Annotated in this window: 1 protein-coding gene; it reads right to left on the minus strand. The window is 64.8% G+C overall.

Annotated features, from left to right (window positions below; all coding sequences use genetic code 11):
- Positions 1–139: 139 nt before the first annotated feature.
- Complete coding sequence (locus ACFQNJ_RS19310; protein ID WP_382260378.1) at positions 140–1,123, minus strand: IS5 family transposase; 984 nt, start codon at positions 1,121–1,123, stop codon at positions 140–142.
- Positions 1,124–1,175: the final 52 nt, after the last annotated feature.

Here is a 1,175-nt window from a genome sequence, read left to right on the forward strand (position 1 = left end):
TAGGGAAGGTCTGCACAACGCTCGTTGCGACGAGTGCAGATGCGCGAGTTTTCAGATGGCGGCAACTGCGGCGTGATTCGGGTCATTCGAGGGCCGATTCGCGCCCCGTTGTCGACCCTTTCGGCCGCTGCGGACGCACTCATCCCCGGGCCCCCTGCAAAAGCGGTCGTCGCACCATCCACAGATTGGAGAGCGCGAACAGCGTGTGCAGCTGCGCCGTGTTCTTGGCCAAGCCGCGGTAGCGCACCTTCGCATGCCCGAACTGGCGCTTAATGACCCGAAACGGATGTTCGACCTTGGCGCGGATGCTGGCCTTGACGTGTTCGAGCTTGTCGAGCACAGCGCCCATGGGCGTGGCTTTGTCCAGAGCTTTGCGCTTGCCCGGGCGCATCGCCACATGCCAGTTGGCCTCGACGTGCTGCGTCTCTTCTCGCTTGCTCACGCCCTGGTAGCCCGCGTCGGCGAACACATCGCTCTCCTGGCCATGCACCAACGCACCGGCCTGCGTCACGTCGTTGACGTTGGCCGCCGTGCCGATGACCGTGTGCACCAGGCCCGAGTCGGCGTCCACCCCGATGTGCGCCTTCATGCCGAAGTGCCACTGGTTGCCCTTCTTCGTCTGATGCATCTCGGGGTCGCGCTCGCCGCTGCTGTTCTTGGTCGAGCTCGGCGCGGCAATGAGCGTGGCGTCCACCACGGTGCCGCTCTTCAAGAGCAGTCCTTTGGCCGTGAGCGTGGCGTTGACCGTGGCCAGCAACTGCAGGCTCAGCTGGTGGCGCTCCAGCAGGTGGCGAAAGCGCAGGATGGTGCTCTCGTCGGGCAGGTGGTCCTCGCCCATGTCCAGCCCGGCGAATTCGCGAAACAGCGCCGTGTCGTACAAGGCTTCTTCCATCGCCGGGTCCGACAGGTTGAACCACTGCTGCAGGAAGTGGATGCGCAACATCGTCTCGACCGCAAACGGCGGGCGACCGCCTTTGGCACCGGGGGCCGGTGCGTGCGGCGCAATCAGTGCCACCAGCTCGGCCCACGGCACCACCAGGTTCATCTCGTCGAGGAACTCGCGCTTGCGCGTGCGCTTGGTCTTGCGCTCGTATCCGCTCTCGCCCAGGCTCATTTGCTTCATGTCGGCAATGTCTCACATCACGCGGGTGGCGGCAGGGTTATGCAGACCTTCC

It is taken from the genome of Hydrogenophaga bisanensis, assembly GCF_042665135.1.
GTDB classification, from domain to species: Bacteria; Pseudomonadota; Gammaproteobacteria; order Burkholderiales; family Burkholderiaceae_C; genus Hydrogenophaga; species Hydrogenophaga bisanensis.

Bases quoted from the DNA above. Each gene is read 5' to 3' on its own strand.
- ACFQNJ_RS19310 (WP_382260378.1), bottom strand. From the start codon at position 1,123: ATGAAGCAAATGAGCCTGGGCGAGAGCGGATACGAGCGCAAGACCAAG.